General features: G+C 50.7%; 1 protein-coding gene. It reads left to right on the top strand.

The annotated features are described in order from the left end of the window. The coding region (locus R8N49_RS30785) for a flagellar basal body L-ring protein FlgH (RefSeq protein ID WP_318190906.1) at positions 1-507 on the top strand (507 nt) is incomplete at both ends.

Below are 507 nucleotides of genomic sequence, written 5' to 3'. Positions count from 1 at the left end.
AAGAGTTGGGCAGTAGCCGTCGTGTTGCTGGTGGGATGTGCCGGACGTCAGGAGTTTATTCCGCCTCAGCCAAATGCTGAGGAGTATGCGCCGCCGAAGTTGGATTACACCTTACCAGACGCTCAATCTGGTAGCCTTTATCGTCACCAATACACGATGACTCTGTTCCAAGATCGTCGTGCGTACCGAGTCGGTGATGTGTTAACCGTGGTGCTTTCTGAAGAGACTTCTTCAAGCAAAAAAGCCGGAACCAAATTTGGTAAGAGCTCAGCGGTGAACTTTGCTGCGCCAACCATCGGCACTAAAAAGTTTGATGAACTTGGTGTGAGCATTGACGGCAGCCGAAATTTCGATGGCAGTGCGTCTAGCTCGCAAGGCAACAAGCTCCAAGGTGCTATCACGGTCACGGTGCATGACGTGTTGCCAAATGGCGTATTGCGCATCAGTGGCGAAAAGTGGCTGCGCTTAAATCAAGGTGATGAATTTATCCGTTTGACGGGCATTGTT

This window comes from Vibrio sp. 1978 (genome assembly GCF_033344345.1).
Note: the sequence above shows the minus strand (reverse complement) of the source record. Positions and strands in the feature narration are given on the sequence as shown.